Source organism: Flavobacterium fluviale (genome assembly GCF_003312915.1).
Lineage (GTDB): Bacteria > Bacteroidota > Bacteroidia > Flavobacteriales > Flavobacteriaceae > Flavobacterium > Flavobacterium fluviale.
In genome coordinates, this window is sequence record NZ_CP030261.1 from 1,317,349 (window position 1) to 1,335,321 (window position 17,973).

A 17,973-nucleotide genomic window follows, 5' to 3' on the forward strand; every position below is an offset into this window, starting at 1 on the left:
TAAGAGAAAGACTGAGTAGTTAATAAGAATGTCTTTTTAAGAAATTATCCATTTTCTATCTCCAAAAAAAGCGTAAATTTGAATTCTCTCCATAATTTACAAAGCGATTTTTTACGTTCCATATAATCAGATGGTTATATTGGAAAAGTTTGGAATTTGGAATTTAATTTTTGCTATTTAAACGTATGTATTTAATATTCGATACCGAAACAACCGGATTACCAAAACGCTGGGATGCCCCAATAACCGATTCTGATAACTGGCCTCGCTGTATACAGATCGCTTGGCAGCTGCATGATGAAATGGGACAGCTTATCGAACATCAGGATTACTTGGTAAAACCTGAAGGATTTAATATTCCGTATGATGCCGAACGTATCCATGGGATTTCCACTGAATTGGCTGAAGCCGATGGAATCTCGCTGGCTGAAGTTTTGGAGAAATTCAATATTGCTTTAAGCAAAACCAAATTCATTGTTGGTCAGAATTTAGGGTTCGACGTTAATATTATGGGCGCTGAATTTCATAGAATGGGTGTAGATTCTCCTATGAGTACAATGCCGGTTTTAGATACCTGTACAGAAGTTACCGCTTCCTTATTGCAGCTTCCTGGAGGGCGTGGAGGAAGATTCAAACTGCCAACCTTAACAGAATTACACAGCTATCTTTTCAATCAGCCATTTGCGGAAGCGCACAACGCAACTGCCGACGTTGAGGCAACTACGCGTTGTTTCTTGGAATTGGTTAGAAGAGAAGTTTTTACAAAAGAAGAATTAGATGTTCCCAAGGAATATTTTAAAGAATTTCAAGATAGAAATCCGCAGGAATTTCCTTTAATTGGTTTAAAACACATCAACTTAAAAGCGGCTTCTGAAAAAGTTAGGGAGCAAATCAAAGCTTTACAAGTTGATGATACTCCAGCTGTAGTTTCAGAATCTGATAAGGCAGATTTTAAAGCAGCAAAATTTGCGCATTTACACAATCATACACAGTTTTCGGTTCTCCAGTCAACTATCGGAATTGGAAATATTGTTGCGGCTGCTGCCAAAAACGGAATGCCGGCCGTAGCTATGACCGATACTGGAAACATGATGGGAGCTTTTCACTTTGTAAGCGCCGTTATGAACCACAACAAAGCAGCATCTGGAAAAAATAAAGCTTTGGTCGAAGCTGGTGAAGAACCAACTGAGACTGAGGTAAAACCAATCGTTGGCTGTGAATTTAATATTTGTGAAAATCATTTAGATAAAAGCAAGAAAGACAATGGTTATCAGGTAGTTTTACTGGCGAAAAATAAATCTGGTTATCATAATTTGGCCAAAATGGCTTCGATTGCCTATACCGAAGGATTTTATTATGTCCCGAGAATTGACCGCAAAATTGTGGAACAATACAAAGGAGATATCATGGTTTTGTCTGGGAATTTATACGGAGAGATTCCGAGTAAAATCTTGAACATTGGTGAAAACCAAGCCGAAGAAGCTTTGATTTGGTGGAAAGAACAATTTGGCGAAGATTTCTATTTAGAAGTAATGCGCCACAATCAGGAAGATGAAAATCGTGTCAACAAAACCCTGATTGAGTTTTCGCAAAAACATAGTGTCAAATTAATTGCCACAAATAATACGTATTATTTAAAGAAAGAAGATGCCAATGCGCACGATATTTTGCTTTGTGTAAAAGATGGTGAAAAGCAGGCAACACCAATTGGACGTGGGCGCGGCTATCGCTACGGACTTCCAAATCAGGAATATTATTTCAAGTCGGAAGAAGAGATGAAAAAACTCTTTGCCGATCTGCCAGAAGCGATTATCAATATACAGGAGATTATAGATAAGGTTGAAGGATACTCATTATATCGTGATGTATTGCTTCCAAAGTTTGACATTCCTGAAGAATTTTATGTTGCCGAAGATGAAGCAGATGGCGGTGTAAGAGGGGAGAATAAATACTTGAGACACCTTACTATGGAAGGTGCCAAAAGAAGATATGGCGAAATTACAGAATCGATTCAGGAACGTTTGGATTTTGAATTGTTAACGATTTCGAATTCTGGATATCCAGGTTACTTTTTGATCGTACAGGATTTCATCGCCGAGGCCAGAAAAATGGACGTATCGGTAGGTCCTGGGCGTGGTTCTGCAGCAGGTTCTGCGGTTGCTTACTGCCTCGGAATTACCAATATTGACCCAATTAAATACGATTTACTTTTTGAGCGTTTCCTTAATCCTGACCGTGTATCGATGCCCGATATTGATATCGACTTTGATGACGAGGGTCGTGGACGTGTAATGGATTATGTAATCAATAAATACGGACAAAAACAGGTGGCGCAGATTATTACTTATGGTAAAATGGCTACCAAATCGGCAATTCGTGATACCGCTCGTGTACTGGATTTACCGTTGTTTGAAGCCGATAGAATTGCCAAATTAATTCCAGGAATGATGCCGTCTAAATGGAATTTGGCGCGTTTTATTTCTGAAAGTGAAGAAGAGGTAAAAAAAGCACTTCGTTCTGACGAATTTGATAATGTAAAAGAATTAATCGCGATTGCCAATGAAGATGATTTGGCAGGAGAGACGATTCAGCAGGCAAAAATCTTGGAAGGATCGATGCGTAATACTGGAATTCACGCCTGCGGGGTAATCATTACACCGTCGGATATTACGAATTATGTTCCCGTTACAACCGCAAAAGATTCTGATTTATATGTAACTCAGTTTGATAACTCGGTTGCAGAAAGTGCCGGACTGCTGAAAATGGACTTCTTGGGTCTAAAGACCCTTACGCTGATAAAAGATACCGTTAAACTGGTAAAATATAGAACAGGAATTGATTTAGATCCTGACACTTTTCCTATTGATGATGAGGAAACATATGCGCTTTTCCAAAGAGGTGAAACGGTTGGTATTTTCCAATACGAGTCACCTGGAATGCAGAAATACATGAAAGATCTGAAGCCAACGGTTTTTGGAGATTTAATTGCGATGAATGCACTTTATCGTCCAGGACCTTTGGAGTATATTCCGTCTTTCGTTCGAAGAAAAAATGGTGACGAGGAAATCAAATACGATTTAGATGCCTGTGCCGAATATTTGTCTGAAACCTATGGAATTACGGTTTACCAAGAGCAGGTAATGCTTTTGTCTCAGTCTTTGGCAGGATTTACAAAGGGTGAGGCCGACGTTTTGCGTAAAGCGATGGGTAAGAAACAAAAAGACGTACTAGATAAAATGAAACCTAAGTTTGTCGAACAAGCTGCTGCAAAAGGTCACGATGCCAAAATTCTAGAGAAAATCTGGAAAGACTGGGAAGCGTTTGCGAGTTACGCCTTCAACAAATCTCACTCGACTTGTTATGCTTGGATTGCGTATCAAACAGCTTATTTGAAAGCGCATTATCCTGCAGAATATATGGCAGCGGTACTTTCGAATAACATGAATGATATTAAACAAGTATCATTTTTCATGGAAGAATGTAAACGTATGGGATTACAGGTTTTGGGTCCTTGCGTAAATGAATCGTATTATAAATTTACGGTAAATGATGAATATGCAGTTCGTTTCGGAATGGGAGCGATTAAAGGTGTGGGTTCTGGAGCCGTTGAAACTATTGTAGCCAACAGAAAAGATGGAAGATATAAATCGATTTTTGATTTGGCGAAGCGAATAGATTTGCGTGCTGCCAATAAAAAAGCGATTGAAAATTTAGCGCTTGCCGGTGGTTTTGATTCATTTGAAGGAACAACCAGAGCACAGTATTTTCATGACGATGGTGACGGAATTACTTTTTATGAAAAAGCGATGCGTTACGGATCGAAATTTCAGGAAAATGAAAATTCCTCTCAGGTAAGTTTATTTGGAGAAACCAGCGAAGTGCAAATTGCAGAGCCAGTTGTGCCGCCGTGCGAAGACTGGAGTACAATGGAAAAACTGGCCAAGGAAAAAGAAGTTGTCGGAATTTATATTTCTGGACATCCTTTGGACGATTTTAGATTTGAGATGAAATACTTCTGTAACGCCCGATTAGAAGCATTAAAAAGTATGAATGAATATGTGGGTAAAAATCTAAACTTCGCTGGAATCATTAATAACGTACAGCATCGTGTCGCTAAAAATGGAAAAGGCTGGGCGGTATTTAATTTGGAAGGATATGATGAGAGTTATGAGTTTAAGATTTTTGGTGAAGAATATTTAAAATTCCGTCATTTCCTGATTCAGAATAATTTTGCTTACCTAAAGATATTAATAAAAGACGGCTGGGTAAATCATGACACAGGCAAAAAATCAGATCCACGAATGCAGTTTGTAGAGGTTCGACAACTGCAGGATATTCTAGAAGCTTTTGCTAAGAAATTAATTGTCCTATTAAATATTAAAGATATTCAGTCTGAATTTATTCATAAACTAAGTCATTTATTTAATGAAAATAAAGGAGATAACTCTGTGACTTTTGAAATCATGGAGTTAGAAAAGATCAAACGATTAGTTGAGGTAGAGACTCCAACTGATTTTGAACCCGATGATGCAGTTTTTGAAGATGAAAATGAAAGTGACGATGAAGTACTTGAAAGTACAAAAGTGCAAGAAGTAAATGAGGTAGAAGAAATAAAAGTTGTAACCAAATTAACCATGCCGAGCCGTCGTTTGAAGGTAAGAATTTCGACTGAATTGTTACAGGAATTGGAGAAAATGCAGATCAATTTTAAATTGAACTAAAAATTTAACAGTTAAAATTTAGACAGATGTCAATTTTTTTAGTTAAAAATATGCATGCATAATAGTTTTTTAGTAATATTGCCCGAAATTACAACGTTTTCGTTCCAAGTCTAACTTTACAAATTATAAGAATATGTTAAAATACTCTAAGTTTGTAGTAATCAAATAAATCAGAATTATGAAAAAGAACCTATTTTTATTAGGATTATTAGTTTGCTCTATGGCCACAATGGCGCAAACCGAAAAAGCAGATAAACCAGAAAGCTGGTATTTTAAACTAGGTGGATCTTATTTTATTCAAACTGCAGCTACAGAGTTTCCAATTGTAAATGGTGCATTGCCTAATACAGATGTTTATGCAGCAGATGGTACAACTTTACTTTCAAGAGAAACAAATCACGGCTCATTTGGAGAAGGATTTCGTACAGGTTTAACTGCGGGATATCGTTTTTCACCTCGTTTAGGAGTGGAAATGGGATTTAATTATTTCAGTAGTGCTAGTAAAACTATGGTTGAAACCACTAATAGATTAGTTGGTGCTGGACCTACTTTTGCTACTGGAAAAGCAGTAGGAAAAATTAGAGCTTTTGATGTTGCTCCAGCTCTTGTATTGTTTTTAGGAGAATCTAACGGATTTGAACCTTATACTAAAGTAGGAGTTATTGTACCTGTACACGGAGATTTAACAATAGAAACTAATAGAACTTACACTAATCCTGCGGGAGTTGTAAACAGTTATGCAAAAGATGTTGTTAAACCAAACCCAACAGTTGGATTTATGGCTGCTTTAGGTACATCTTATAAATTAGGTACTCATATTTCTATTTTTGCTGAATTAGAATACCGTAATTTTACTGTACATGGAAAATCAAAAGAAACAGAGGTTTACACTGAAAATGGAGTAGATAGATTAGATACACCAACTTCTTTTCGTCCAGATGCATCATATTCAGCTAAGCACACGAAATATGTAGATCAAATTAATAGTACTTCAAATAGTAAAGTAACAAATGCAGCTGGTTTTGATAATACAAGAGCAACTGACGATATTAGTTCTTTTGTTGGAATTTCTGGTTTAGGACTTACTTTTGGTTTAAAATACAGCCTATAATATTATAGCTTTTATAGTTTACAAAAAGAGGATATTCGAAGAATATCCTCTTTTTGTTTTCTAGAATTTTCTTCTATTTATTTTCGTCAGATTTGTCAGGCTGAGCGGAGTCGAAGCCCTCCAAAGAGATTCTACAAAGATTCTCTTCGACTTCGCTCAGCGTGACAAATTATGATTTTGTATTTCTAAACTCTTTCAAAACTTCATCAATAACCCAAGTTGTTCTCGCGCCAGAAGTTCCTTTAGATGGAGAAATTCCATTACCCAAAAGATCAGCAATAACAGTTTCAATAAAAGGCTGTTGAATATGTAATGGATTTTCTATCGTAATACTTTCTTTTTCTCCATCTGCATATTGAATATGTAAAGGATCGTTGCCAAAAGTTGAGAAAGAGATTTTGCCTTTATCACCAACAATTTCGGTATTATCATAACGTTCAAAGCTGGCAAAATTCCATAGACCAGATCCGTGAATTCCGTTTTCGAATAAAAACGACATCGAAACTGAATCTTCAGCAGGATAAGCTTGTAATTGAGAAGTAGCATGACCGCGAACAGACTTTATCGGACCTAGAACGAAATCTAGAAAATCTAGAGTATGACAGGCAAGATCAACAAAAATCCCACCTCCGGAAATATGAGGCAGAACGGTCCACGGAAGATTGATTTCATCATCATAACGTTGTTCAAAAGGATGGTATAAAACACAGTTTACATGTCTTATTGTTCCTAATTTTCCTTGGTCGATGATTTCTTTTATTTTTAAGAAACGTGGTAAAGCTCTTCTGTAATAAGCAACAAACAACGGAACATTATGTTCTTTGCAAACGCTGATCATTTCATTACATTCTTCAAAAGTCAGCGCCATAGGTTTCTCAACATAAACTGGTTTTCCAGCTTTGGCACATAAAATAGTATATTCTTTATGAGATGATGGAGGAGTGGCAATATAAACCGCATCAACTTCTGGATCATTAATTAAATCTGCGGCATTCGAATACCATTTCGGAACATTATGGCGTTTTGCATAATCTTCAGCAAGTGCAGCATCTCTTCGCATAACAGCAACTAAAGCTGAATTTGGCGCTTTCTGAAAAGCGGGTCCGCTTTTTACTTCAGTTACATTTCCACAACCTATAATTCCCCATTTTATAATTTTCATCGTTTGGTTTTTTAGTTTCTCAAATTTAAAAAAGGTTTGCCACGAATTACACGAATTGCCGCGAATTTATTTTTTGAATTTTTGCCGCAGATTAAAGGATTTTTACAGATTAAATTAAAAGCACGTAAATAAATCATTTTAATCCTTTTAATCTGTGGCAAAACAAAAAGCCACAAATTCACAAAATTAATTTGTGAATTCGTGGCTTAAAAAAAATCAGTTTAAAGTTTTACTTTTTCGGTAAAGCTTTAAAGCCCATATTATAAAGTGTGAAAGCTTGAATATCTACATTTTCTTGAATAGAAGCCGCAACAGATTTTCCTGCTCCGTGTCCTGCTTTAACATCAATTCTAATTAAAACCGGATTTTCTCCTGTCTGCTTTTCCTGTAATTCAGAAGCAAATTTAAAACTATGCGCAGGAACTACACGATCATCATGATCTCCTGTTGTTACCATTGTTGCAGGATAATGTGTTCCTTTCTTAACGTTATGAACTGGAGAATAACCTTTTAAATATTCGAACATTTCTTTGTTGTCCTGAGCAGTTCCGTAATCAAAAGCCCATCCCGCACCTGCTGTGAAAGCATTGTAACGAAGCATATCCATAACTCCAACCGCTGGTAAAGCCACTTTCATTAAATCAGGACGCTGTGTCATTGTTGCTCCAACTAATAAACCTCCGTTAGATCCTCCGCGAATAGCCAAATAATCTGATGAAGTATATTTTTGAGCGATTAAATATTCTGCAGCAGCTATAAAATCGTCAAACACATTTTGTTTTTGCAATTTTGTTCCTGCATTATGCCATTTTTTTCCGTACTCGCCGCCACCTCTTAAATTGGCAACAGCATAAACACCTCCGTTTTCCATCCAAACTGCATTTGCAATACTGAAACTTGGTGTTAAACTAATATTGAATCCGCCGTAACCGTAAAGAATAGTTGGATTTTTACCATCTAATTTTGTTCCTTTTTTATAAGTAATAATCATTGGAACTTTTGTACCGTCTTTTGAAGTGTAGAAAACCTGTTTAGACTCGTAATCTTCGCTTTTGAAATCGACTTTTGGTTTTTGATAAATTTCAGACTTTCCAGATTTTGGTTCAAAAGAGTAAATGCTTCCTGGAGTTGTGTAATTTGTAAAGCTGTAATATAATATCTTTTCTTCCTTTTTACCTCCAAATCCGCCTGCAGATCCAACAGCAGGAAGTTTGATTTCACGAACTAATTTTCCGTTGTAATCATATTGCTGTACAAAAGAAACAGCATCTTTCGTATAATTAGCGAAAAAGTATCCAGCTCCAGTTGAGGGAGATAAAACATTTTCGGTTTCTTTGATAAAATCTTTCCAATTTTCAACCTTCGGATTTGCAGCGTCTACAGTAACTACGCGTACGTTTGGTGCATTTAAGTCGGTTTCTATAAATAACTTACTGCCTTCGTTTTCAATAATTGAATTTGAACTATTAAAATTGTCTATAATTGTTACAATTGGACTATTTGGTTTAGTCAAATCCTTAATATACAATTCGTTTCCGTAGGTAGAATTCGCAGCGGTAATAATTAAATAACGATCATCTTCTGTAACATAACCACCAACGTATCTTCTTTTTAAGTCTCCGCCAAAAATTACTTTATCGTCTTTTTGAGAAGTCCCAAGTTTATGAAAATACAATTTGTGCTGATCTGTTTTTGCAGATAATTCGCTTCCTTTTGGTTTGTCGTAACTAGAATAATAGAAACCTTCATTTCCGTGCCATGAAACACCGCTGAATTTTATGTCTACCAAAGTATCTTCGAGCACTTTCTTAGAAAGAGCATCGATAATGATTACTTTTCTCCAGTCGCTTCCGCCTTCTGAAATAGAATATGCCCCTATATTTCCGTTTTTTGAAAAATTTAAACCGCCAAGAGAAGTTGTTCCGTCTTTAGAAAAAGTATTTGGATCTAAGAATACTTCATCTTTTCCATCTTTACCTTTTCTGTATATAACAGATTGATTTTGTAAACCGTTATTTTTAGAATAATAGGTAAACTTTCCTTCTGTAAAAGGAGCGCCTATTTTTTCATAATTCCACAGTTTTTCCATTCTTTTTTTAAGTTCTTCACGAAACGGAATTTTATCTAGATAACCATAGGTTACTTCATTTTCAGCTTTTACCCATGCTCCAGTTTCAGCAGATTTGTCGTCTTCAAGCCAGCGGTACGGATCGCTTACTTTGGTATCAAAATATACATCGACAGTCTCTCCTTTTTTAGTTTCAGGATATTTAATCTTAGTTTGTGCAAATGAAATTCCTGCAGTTGTGATTGCCATTAATAAAAAAGTTTTTTTCATAGTTAGTTTTTATCTGTTGTAACAAAAATAGCACTTTTTGTTGTGAAAATTGAATGAAAAAATTAAATCATATAAGACATATAAGTTCACTTAAACGCTTTGCTTAATTTTACTTATATGACTTATATGGTTTAAAAATGTTACAGATTAAAATTAACTCCCAAAACGATATTTCTTCCAATATTTGGAATACCGTCTGTTTTTAATCTGGAAAGGTGTGCAATATATTTTTTATCAAATAAATTGTTTCCGTTTAAATTGATGTCAAATGCTGTTTTTCCTAGTTTGACAGTTCCTCCAAAACCTAAATTTACTAAAGTGTAACCTTTAGAAGCAGTTTCAAATCCGCTTACATTATCTTGGCTGAAAGTAGAAGAAACATTTAATGAAGCAAAACCTTCGCTTAACCAATCTTTGATGTTAAATTCAGTTCTAAGCGTGTTGTTCCAGTTGTTTGCAGGAATCAAAGGCAGATAATCATCATTATCTTTTTTACCTGTTACAGTTTCAAAACTTGTTTCAAAATGTAACCAATCTAAAGGATGCGGATGAAAGTGTAAACCAACTTCTCCTCCATACAATTTTGCATTATCCTGAACGTAAGCAAAAACATCATTATCATCTAAAACGTCTCCAGTCGGCGATGTATAAATGTAATTGTTTACATGATTGTAAAATCCGTTAACGAAGAATTCAAAATGTGTGTTTTTGTATTCTAAGTTCAAATCAGTCTGAACGTTTTGTTCTGTTTTTAGATTTGCATTTCCAATTTCATAACGGTTTGTACCTTCGTGAACTCCGTTTGAAGTTAATTCTGCTAAGTTTGGCGCTCTAAATCCAGTTGCCACATTTAGACGAAGCGTTAATGGTTCTGCTAACTTTGTTTTATATCCTAAAGAGGCATTAAAACTGTCAAACGATTTATCTAACGCTTGAAAATAGCCTTCTTCGCCTTCCGTTCCATGAGCAATCGAAGTGATATTTCTGTTGTCAAAACGCAGACCAGCTTGAATAACACTGCTGTCCCATTCGTAATTCGCAGTTCCAAAAACTCCAAAATCATTCGTTGTTGCATCTGGAATTAAATATTCTTCACCAGAATTTTTATTGGTTTGATGCATTCCCTGAACTCCAAAAATAGTTTCGATTTTTCCGAATTTCGGTAAATGATATTTCGCATTATAATTGAAAGTATTCAATTTCATGTGAAGAGAAGCTTCGTTGCTGTCCTCAAATTCGCTTCTATCATTGGCGATATAACCTAAATCAACGTCTAATTTTGAGTTTTCAAAAAAGATAACATTATTCAAACTCAATAAATGATTAAAAATTCCTTGTCTCGGAAATTGAGTGTCTTTACTTGAAGACTGTTCAGCAATTCCATCTTCCGGAATTCCGATGTCCAATTTGTTGTAGTTGTATCTTAAAACACTAGAGAAAGTAGAGTTGCTATATCCAATTCCAGTTTTAAAATCAGTTTCATTGTAACGTGAATTGGTTACACGGTCGCCGTCGGCTATTTTGTAATCAGAATGTGTGTTGTAACTTCCACGAGCCAGAAATTTCCAATTATCTGTCGAAGTTTTTAATCCGATAGAAGAATTACTTCCCTGCGTATTGGTGAAATACTTTTGACTGAAATTAGCTTTAAAATCTCCAGCATCAGCGAATTTTTCTGGATTAAAGTATAAAACTCCTCCTAAAGCATCAGAACCATATAATAAAGAAGCTGGCCCTTTTATGACTTCAACACTTTCAATTCCAGCATCATTTAAACCTAAACCATGTTCGTCTCCAAACTGCTGATTTTCGATACGAACACCTTGAGAATACACTAAAACACGATTACCGCTAAGTCCGCGAATTACTGGTTTTCCGATAGATGTTCCAGTTGAAATCTGAGAAACTCCAGGAATTGTTGCCAAACCTTCAATTAAAGTTGAGGTTCCTTTTTGCTGTAATGTTTTGATGCTTTCGTGCTCAATTTTCATTACGTTTTGCGATTGTAACTTATTAAAAGGCGTAGAAACAACCACTTCATCCATTTCTAAAATAGATTCTAAAAGAACAACATCCAGCGTGTTTTCTTTTACTAATTTAACAATGGTTTGATTTTGATTGGCATATCCAACATAAGAAAAAGCAATACGAAGAGTTCCATTTGGAAGATTTTTTAATTCGTATTTTCCGTTCTCATCAGTTGTTGTTCCTTTATGTAATTCGGGAGCGTAAACTGAAACTCCAGGCAATGGCTGATTTTGAGCATCGGTTACAATACCTGAAACCGAATTTTGAGCAGTAAGAATGCCCGAGAACCCCAATAAAAGGGCAATTATTAATTTTTTCATTGAAAATGATACTATAGTTAATTGATTTTTTCTTCGAATGAAAACCAAACGAACAGTAAAGCATTCTGATCCTAATTCATAAATTAGGATGAGGAAACTCAATGTTGACTGAATTTACATTAAAAAGAATGTGAATTGGTAAATCTTAAGAAACTATAGCTATAGGCGGCCCGCGTAATAAATAAGCGTTTTTGGGAATAGAAAAAATCTTTTCTGACAGCGGAAAGAAATAAGGAATATCGCTGTTGAAATAATAAAACTGAAAAGAGAAACTCTGCGGAACAATAAATGACTCAAAAGCAAAATTACAAACAAAACAAACTTCATAATCATGATGCTGATGCGTTATTTCGCCATTAGGATCATTGTATTTATGATGACACTGTTTCTCTGAAAGCTGTTTTGCAATATGCTCGTAACTGTGTATCGACTGAAACAATATTGAGAACAATATTGTTACAGCAAAAGATAAACTTAATATGAGCTGCTTTTTCTTCATTTCCTGCAAAGGTATAAAAGATAAAAACAAAATTGATTTATTTTTTACCAGTATCTTGGGTTTTATTGAAAAATACGCAGCGATTAATTTTATTCTCCAGCAAAAACAGAATATTTATAATTCTTATTACTGCTGCAAAAAGCATTATGTTATATTTGTATATGAAATAAATAAGCGCAGATAAGCGTTTATTCTAATAAACATTTTAAAACCAATCCCGAATATGCGAATTATTTTCAGCTGCTTATTTTTAATTACTTTTTTTAGCTCTTTGGCACAGGAAGAAGTTAAGCCTGAAATAAAACCAATTGTAAAAATAGATTCTTTGTATCGAGAGGATCAATTTTTCTTTTCGATGACTTATAATATGTTTACTGATATTCCCACGCAGTTCAAACAGAATAAATTTTCTTTAGGACTTTCAGCAGGTTTTTTGCGGGATATGCCTTTAAATAAAAAAAGAACGGTGGCAATTGCTACCGGTTTAGGACTGAGTTACCAAAATTATTATCAGAATCTAAACATTTCTCGCGATGGTGCTGGAGCAATAATTTATGGCGTAAACAGTTACAGTGAATTTGTATCTAATCGTTACAGACAATATTCTGTAGACCTTCCAATAGAATTTAGATGGCGTAATTCGACTTTTGACAGTACTAGGTTCTGGCGTATTTATGGTGGTGTAAAATTGAGTTACGTTTTTTCCAATTCATCAATTCTAGACGATGGTGAAACTACTTATAAAATCAATAATAATTCAGATATCAATAAGTTTCAATACGGACCATATCTTGCAGCGGGATACAATACTTGGAATATTTATATCTATTACGGTTTAAATCCTTTGTTTAATTCCGCTACCACAATTTCTGGCGAAAAAATTAATTTGAAAACCTTAAATGCTGGGTTGATCTTTTATATTTTATAACCATAAATATAGAAATAAAAGCTGCGGCATTATTCCAACAAACAATCCAATTAATATTTCTCGAGACGTATGTGCATTCATTTCTAAACGGGATGACGCAACGATTCCCGATAATAAAATAAGCAGTGCAGGCCAATATGGGTTATGCAGCTGAAAGTGAATATTTAGGCCGACTACAAAAATGGTAAAACCACAAATGGCCACCATATGCAGACTTGCTTTAATTTTAAAAAGCGTAAATAATAAAGCCAGAATTGTGCTAAACAATGCTCCCAGAAAAAAGAAATGAAGTTCTGGATATCTTGTAATAACAATACTTCGTTTTACAAGTAAAATATACAAAAAGCACTGTAAAATTAAAGGAATGGTACGTTCTGAAGTCTGGCTCAGCATAACCGATTTTACATGTCCTGTTGATCGCAGCAGTAAATAAAACAACACTGGCACAACGACATTGATTACAAGGATCTGAATTAAAACAAAATATTTTTCCTGCGTGCTAAAAAGGTCTCCTTTGTAAAATAAATAAAACAAAGTGGCGTAAAGCGATATAAAAATCGGGTGTAGTATATAGGAGAATATGGGAAGTAACTTTTTCAAAATGCTCAAATTTGTGGTACAAAACAAATATACAGAAATATAAATAAGGAAGCTAAACGGCTTTATTTTTTAAGAAAATCACAACTCTTTTCTACCTTTAATGTCTTAATTTTGAAAAAAAGATATTTCTAAATGAGTATAAATTTAAAAAGCGTAGTCTCAGTTCTTAATGCCAAATGGGCTGACTCAAGTGATGCCGTTTTTATCGATCATATTTCGATCGACAGCCGTTCGCTGCAAAACGGATCGCAAACATTATTTTTCGCTTTGTCAGGAGTTAATAATGATGCTCATTTGTTTATTCCCGATTTAATCGAAAAAGGAGTTCAGAATTTTGTTGTGCAGCATATTCCAGAAAATTATTCTGGAAAAGCCAATTTTTTGGTTGTTGAAAACGCGCTCCATGCACTGCAGGAATTTGCAGGATATTATAGAAATCTTTTTCATTTTCCAGTTATTGGGTTAACGGGAAGTAACGGAAAAACCATAGTTAAAGAATGGCTTAATTTTTTATTAAGTCCCGAATATAATATTATAAGAAGTCCAAAAAGTTACAATTCGCAGGTTGGCGTGCCGCTTTCGGTAATTGCTATTAACGAAAAACATAACTTAGGAATTTTTGAAGCTGGAATTTCGACGGTTAACGAAATGGTTAATCTCGAAAAAATCATTAAACCTACAATTGGCGTTTTAACAAATATTGGAAGTGCGCACGATGAAGGTTTTTTAAATTTAGTGCAGAAGATTGATGAAAAACTGCTTTTATTTAAGGATTCTCCAGTCATTATTTACCAAAAAAATGAAGTTGTAGATTCTTGTCTGACTCAATTTGCAGCAGAATATATGATTCATCCTCGAAAACTTTTTTCATGGAGCTTTAACGATAAAAGTGCTGATGTTTTTATTCTGAAAAAAGAAAGTAAAAACGACCACACCCATATTCAATACCAATATCAAAATGAAATTTTTGATTTAGAAATTCCGTTCAGCGATTCGGCTTCTATTGAAAATGCTGTTTCTTGTCTGTTGGTTTTGTTGCATTTTAATTATAATCAGGCAATGATTCAGAGTCGAATTCAGATGCTTTATCCAGTTGAAATGAGGCTTGAAGTCAAAAACGGAATTAACAACTGCAGTATAATAGATGATAGTTACAGCTCCGATTTTCAATCGCTTAAAATCGCTTTAGACTTCTTAGAAAGTCAAAAAAAGAATGCTTCAAAGACGGTTATTTTATCGGATATTTTTCAAAGCGGTTTTTCAAACGACGAATTGTATTCAAAAGTTGCCGACTTAATTGCGTCGAACAAAATTAACCGAGTAATTGGAATTGGAGAAACCATTAGTGATTTTGCCTCAAAATTCTCAAATATTACTATTTTTCAAACTAAAAATGATTTTATAGAGGCCATTGAAAGTTTGAATTTTGCTAATGAAACAATTTTGGTTAAAGGAGCAAGATCGTTTCATTTTGAAGAAATTGTTTCGCTTCTCGAAGAGAAAACACACGAAACGGTTCTTGAAATTAATCTAGATGCGATAAGCCACAACTTTAATTATTACAAATCAAAACTGGCTCCAAATGTCAAAATGATGGTAATGGTTAAGGCTTTTGGTTACGGAAACGGAGGTTTGGAAATTGCCAAATTATTAGAACATCATAAAGTAGATTATTTAGGTGTGGCTTTCGCCGATGAAGGAATATTACTTAAAAATGGCGGTATAAAGCTGCCTATTATGGTTTTAAATCCAGAATCGACAAGTTTTCCTTCGATAATACAATACCAGCTGGAACCTGAAATATATAGTATTAAAGGACTAAATGCATTTTTGAAAATAGCGAGAGAAAAGAATCTGAAAGACTTTCCAATCCATGTAAAAATTGACACTGGAATGCATCGTTTAGGTTTTGAAGAAAATACAATCGATGAATTGATTACTGCTTTAAAAGGAAATTCAACCGTTCGTGTTCAAAGTATTCTATCACATTTGGCAACAAGCGATGATCCAAAACATTATGATTTTGTAAATCAGCAGATTTATTTATTTGAGAAATTGTCTGCCAAATTAATAAGCGAATTAAACATCAACCCAATTCGTCATATTTTAAATACGTCTGGAATTAGTAATTTCCCGAATGCCCAATATAATATGGTGCGCTTAGGAATTGGTTTGTATGGAGTTTCAAACGATCCATCAGAACAAAAATATTTAGAGAATGTTGGGACTTTGAAATCGATAATTTCTCAAGTCCGAACCATTCCAGCCGGAGACAGCGTGGGTTACGGACGTCGTTTTATGGCTGAAAAAGAAACCAAAATTGCGACAATCCCAATTGGTTATGCAGACGGAATTGCAAGGTTATGGGGAAATGAAGTTGGTTTTGTAACCATCAAAAATCAAAAAGCCAAAATCGTTGGAAGCGTTTGTATGGATATGTTAATGGTAAACGTAACCAATATAGATTGTAAAGAAGGCGATTCGGTAATTATTTTTGGAGAAAGTCCAACTGTTATCGAAATGGCTGCAGCCTTAAAAACAATTCCATACGAGATAATGACGAGTATTTCGCAACGTGTTAAGAGGGTATTTTTCAGATAATCTTAAGAATTTTCAATAAAATTGCGTATTTTCGATATTCAATTATTATAAATGTAAATAGATACGATATGGGATTTTTTTCAGAATTTAAGGCATTTGCAATGAAAGGTAATGTAGTTGACCTTGCTGTTGCTGTAATTATTGGAGCTGCTTTTGGTAAAATTGTAAGTTCATTTATTGAAGATGTAATTACACCGTTAGTATTAAAACCGGCATTAGATGCAGCTCATTTATCTAAAATAGAAGAGCTAACGGCATTTGGAGGTGTAAAATACGGTCTGTTTCTTTCGGCAGTAATTAATTTTATCATTGTGGCATTTGTTTTATTTCTTGTAATTAAAGGAATGAACAGTCTTAAAAAGAAAGAAGAACCAGCACCAAATCAACCTGCAGCACCAACTCAGGAAGAATTGCTTACTCAAATTAGGGATTTATTGAAAAATAAACAATAAGATATAATACCGCTACACTAAGTCTAAATTAACCGCCTTCTAAAGAGGCGGTTTTTTTACAAAATGTTTAATTTGTAACATTTTGTTATTTTTTGTGAATCACATTGTTTAGACTTTTATTATACTTATTTTTGCCCTATAAAATTTGATTATTGAATTATTTAAAAATATAGAAATGAGAATTGCAGTTGTAGGTGCTACCGGAATGGTTGGCGAAGTAATGCTTAAAGTTTTAGCGGAAAGAAATTTTCCTGTTACAGAATTAATTCCGGTTGCGTCTGAAAGATCAGTAGGAAAAGAAATTGAATATAAAGGAACTAAGTATAAAGTAGTAGGCTTACAAACAGCTGTTGATATGAAAGCGGATATCGCTGTTTTTTCTGCAGGTGGAGATACATCTTTAGAATGGGCTCCAAAATTTGCTGCAGCTGGAACAACTGTAATCGATAACTCTTCTGCATGGAGAATGGATCCTACTAAAAAATTGGTAGTTCCAGAAATCAATGCTTCTGTATTAACAAAAGAAGATAAAATTATTGCAAACCCAAACTGCTCTACAATTCAAATGGTATTGGCTTTGGCTCCATTGCACAAAAAATACAATATTAAAAGAATCATTGTTTCTACTTACCAATCGATTACTGGAACAGGTGTAAAAGCGGTAAAACAATTAGAAAATGAGTACGCAGGAATTCAAGGTGATATGGCTTACAAATATCCAATTCACAGAAATGCAATTCCACATTGCGATAGTTTTGAAGAAAACGGATACACTAAAGAAGAAATGAAATTAGTTCGCGAAACTCAAAAAATTCTTGGTGATAACACTATTAGAGTTACGGCTACTGCAGTTCGTGTACCAGTTGTAGGCGGACATAGCGAAGCGGTAAACGTGGAGTTTACAAATGATTTTGATGTAAATGAAGTTCGCGAAATCCTTCACCATACTGATGGAGTTGTGGTACAGGATAATTTAGATACCTTTACTTATCCAATGCCATTATACGCAGAAGGTAAAAATGATGTTTTTGTTGGAAGAATCCGTCGTGACGAAAGCCAGCCAAATACATTAAACATGTGGATCGTTGCCGATAACTTAAGAAAAGGCGCTGCAACAAACACGATTCAAATCGCTGAATATTTAATTCAAGCTGGTTTGGTATAATCTGAGAGATTAAATAAAATTGTTATAAAGAGAAAGCCGTAATTGCAA

11 protein-coding genes are annotated in these 17,973 nt (G+C 34.7%); 6 read left to right on the top strand and 5 right to left on the bottom strand.

All coding sequences use genetic code 11. The annotated features are described in order from the left end of the window. Positions 1 to 185: 185 nt before the first annotated feature. Both dnaE and HYN86_RS05950 read left to right on the top strand, forming a co-directional pair. The gene (gene dnaE, locus HYN86_RS05945; RefSeq protein ID WP_113677211.1) at positions 186 to 4,721 is read left to right on the top strand and encodes a DNA polymerase III subunit alpha; all 4,536 of its coding nucleotides are present in this window, start codon (positions 186 to 188) and stop codon (positions 4,719 to 4,721) included. A 178-nt stretch (positions 4,722 to 4,899) separates the two neighbouring features. Further along, a complete protein-coding gene (locus HYN86_RS05950; RefSeq protein WP_113677212.1) occupies positions 4,900 to 5,832 on the top strand; it encodes an outer membrane beta-barrel protein in 933 nt (310 codons plus the stop codon). 169 nt (positions 5,833 to 6,001) lie between these two features. Here the strand turns inward: HYN86_RS05950 and HYN86_RS05955 are convergent, their stop codons facing one another. From HYN86_RS05955 to HYN86_RS05970, 4 genes are all read right to left on the bottom strand, one after another. Continuing rightward, entirely contained in the window at positions 6,002 to 6,994 is a 993-nt protein-coding gene (locus HYN86_RS05955) for a Gfo/Idh/MocA family protein (RefSeq protein WP_113677213.1), read from the bottom strand. Between the two features lie 229 nt (positions 6,995 to 7,223). Beyond that, the gene (locus HYN86_RS05960) at positions 7,224 to 9,332 is read right to left on the bottom strand and encodes a prolyl oligopeptidase family serine peptidase (protein ID WP_113677214.1); all 2,109 of its coding nucleotides are present in this window, start codon (positions 9,330 to 9,332) and stop codon (positions 7,224 to 7,226) included. A gap of 140 nt (positions 9,333 to 9,472) precedes the next feature. Further along, on the bottom strand, positions 9,473 to 11,680 hold the full coding sequence (locus tag HYN86_RS05965) for a TonB-dependent receptor (RefSeq protein WP_113677215.1): 2,208 nt from the start codon (positions 11,678 to 11,680) through the stop codon (positions 9,473 to 9,475). A gap of 145 nt (positions 11,681 to 11,825) precedes the next feature. After that, the gene (locus HYN86_RS05970) at positions 11,826 to 12,179 is read right to left on the bottom strand and encodes a hypothetical protein (protein WP_230406434.1); all 354 of its coding nucleotides are present in this window, start codon (positions 12,177 to 12,179) and stop codon (positions 11,826 to 11,828) included. Positions 12,180 to 12,402: 223 nt separating this feature from the next. On the opposite strand from HYN86_RS05970, the gene HYN86_RS05975 reads away from it, so the two are divergent. Further along, positions 12,403 to 13,107: a porin family protein gene (locus HYN86_RS05975; RefSeq protein WP_113677217.1), complete on the top strand. Its 705-nt coding sequence runs from the start codon at positions 12,403 to 12,405 to the stop codon at positions 13,105 to 13,107. On the opposite strand, the gene HYN86_RS05980 is transcribed toward HYN86_RS05975, so the two are convergent. Next, the gene (locus tag HYN86_RS05980; RefSeq protein ID WP_230406435.1) at positions 13,102 to 13,707 is read right to left on the bottom strand and encodes a hypothetical protein; all 606 of its coding nucleotides are present in this window, start codon (positions 13,705 to 13,707) and stop codon (positions 13,102 to 13,104) included. The two genes, HYN86_RS05975 and HYN86_RS05980, sit on opposite strands and share 6 nt — an antisense overlap. A gap of 132 nt (positions 13,708 to 13,839) precedes the next feature. Here HYN86_RS05980 and HYN86_RS05985 point away from each other — a divergent pair, with 132 nt between their 5' ends. From HYN86_RS05985 to HYN86_RS05995, 3 genes are all read left to right on the top strand, one after another. Further along, complete coding sequence (locus HYN86_RS05985) at positions 13,840 to 16,308, top strand: bifunctional UDP-N-acetylmuramoyl-tripeptide:D-alanyl-D-alanine ligase/alanine racemase (protein WP_113677218.1); 2,469 nt, start codon at positions 13,840 to 13,842, stop codon at positions 16,306 to 16,308. Between the two features lie 68 nt (positions 16,309 to 16,376). Continuing rightward, complete coding sequence (gene mscL / locus HYN86_RS05990) at positions 16,377 to 16,760, top strand: large conductance mechanosensitive channel protein MscL (protein WP_113677219.1); 384 nt, start codon at positions 16,377 to 16,379, stop codon at positions 16,758 to 16,760. Between the two features lie 175 nt (positions 16,761 to 16,935). Further along, on the top strand, positions 16,936 to 17,925 hold the full coding sequence (locus HYN86_RS05995) for an aspartate-semialdehyde dehydrogenase (RefSeq protein WP_057115858.1): 990 nt from the start codon (positions 16,936 to 16,938) through the stop codon (positions 17,923 to 17,925). Positions 17,926 to 17,973: the final 48 nt, after the last annotated feature.